Raw genomic sequence first — 1,215 nt, 5'->3', positions numbered from 1 at the left:
GTGTGGGCCGGGGTGTGCTCGCAGGCGTGCCCGGACGTGTGCCCGGTGTGCTCGTCGGCCAGCTCAGCGGCATCCGAGCCCGCCGGGGCCTGAGTTATCACGTCCGCGTGTATCGGGTCACCATGCGCATTGTCCACCCGCACCAGCCTACCGGCCCGGCGACCGCACTCCCCCGCGCGCGGCCGCCGGCGGCGCTCAGCGCGGCGTGAGGACGAACAGCGGGATGACGCGGTCGGTCTTGGTCTGGTAGTCGGCGTATTCCGGGTAGGCCTGCACGGCCCGGGCCCACCAGGTCTCGCGCTCCTCACCGCTGGTCTCGTGCGCGACGTAGGTCTTCTTGGTGGCGCCGTCCTGCAACTCCACCTCCGGGCTCGCCACGATGTTGTAGTACCAGACCGGATGCTTCGGGGCGCCGCCCATCGAGGCGACGACGGCATAGGAGCCATCGTGCTCGACCCGCATCAGCGGGATCTTGCGAACCTTGCCGCTCTTGTTGCCGACCGTGGTCAAGATGATGACCGGCAACCCCTTCATCAGGTTGCCCTCGCGCCCGTCGGTGGCTTCGTAGAGCTCGACAGCCTCCCGGACATGGTCGCGGGGGCTGGGAGCGTATTCGGAGTCTGTCGCCATGATCCCCAGTCAACTCCAAACCCGCTGCCTTGTCGCGGCGGCATACGAGAAGATCAAGCCATGGCGACAAAGTATCTGTTCTTCTGGGGCCACACCCCGAAGAAGCCGGGGGCGGTGGGCGCAGAGTGCCTGAGCCAGTGGTACCCGGCATCCTTCGAGGTGGGCGGCGTACGGTTCGCGACGGCCGAGCACTACATGATGTGGGCCAAGGCCCGACTGTTCGGGGACGAGGAGACCGCAGCAAAGGTGGTGGGCCTCGGGCATCCGCAGGAGGCGAAGGCACTGGGCCGGACGATCGCCGGGTTCGACGAGGACACGTGGGTGGCCAACCGGCTGGCGATCGTGACGGCGGGCAACGTGGCGAAGTTCCGCCAGAACCCGCAATTGCTGGCCTTCCTGCTGGGGACCCGCACGCGGGTGCTGGTGGAGGCCAGCCCGGTGGACCGGATCTGGGGGATCGGGCTGGCCGCGACGGATGCGCGGGTGCACGATCCGGCGCGCTGGCGGGGGCTGAACCTGCTCGGGGAGGCTTTGATGGCGGCTCGGGTGGTGCTGGCGGCGGAGGCGGTGGGGGCGGAAGCGGTG

The 1,215-nt window shown here is 69.1% G+C and carries 2 protein-coding genes; one reads left to right on the top strand and one right to left on the bottom strand.

Annotation, left to right across the window (positions count from 1 at the left end):
- Nucleotides 1-195 precede the first annotated feature (195 nt).
- Nucleotides 196-630, bottom strand: coding sequence for a nitroreductase family deazaflavin-dependent oxidoreductase (locus tag KGQ19_RS48660; RefSeq protein WP_212022449.1), 435 nt, complete (start codon nucleotides 628-630; stop codon nucleotides 196-198).
- A gap of 60 nt (nucleotides 631-690) precedes the next feature.
- On the opposite strand from KGQ19_RS48660, the gene ybiA reads away from it, so the two are divergent.
- On the top strand, nucleotides 691-1,215 hold a 525-nt coding region (gene ybiA, locus KGQ19_RS48655), incomplete at its 3' end, for a riboflavin biosynthesis intermediates N-glycosidase (RefSeq protein ID WP_212022447.1).

The sequence above is a fragment of the Catenulispora pinistramenti genome (genome assembly GCF_018274385.1).
GTDB lineage: Bacteria > Actinomycetota > Actinomycetes > Streptomycetales > Catenulisporaceae > Catenulispora > Catenulispora pinistramenti.
This window is presented reverse-complemented; position numbering and strand designations above follow the sequence as displayed.

Bases quoted from the DNA above. Each gene is read 5' to 3' on its own strand.
- KGQ19_RS48660 (WP_212022449.1), bottom strand. From the start codon at position 630: ATGGCGACAGACTCCGAATACGCTCCCAGCCCCCGCGACCATGTCCGG.